Annotated in this window: 1 protein-coding gene; it reads left to right on the forward strand. The window is 71.2% G+C overall.

Features of this window, described 5'->3' with window-relative positions:
• The coding region (locus IH68_RS51580) for a hypothetical protein (RefSeq protein ID WP_037886861.1) at nt 1–208 on the forward strand (208 nt) is incomplete at both ends.

The raw sequence follows: 208 nt of genomic DNA on the forward strand, positions 1-208 counted from the left end.
GGTGCAGACGGCCCTCGACCTGATCCACGACCGCCGGTCCGAGGGCTACGACCCGCTGCAGAAGCTGATGGCCCTGTTCGAGGGCGCCACCGCGAAGTCGCTGAAGGCGGGCAAGGCCGAGGAGCTGGCCGCCCTGCCGCTTCAGGAGCGCCTCAAGCGGCGCATCATCGACGGCGAGCGCAACGGCCTGGAGGCCGACCTCGACGAG

Source organism: Streptomyces sp. NRRL S-646 (genome assembly GCF_000720765.1).
GTDB lineage: Bacteria > Actinomycetota > Actinomycetes > Streptomycetales > Streptomycetaceae > Streptomyces.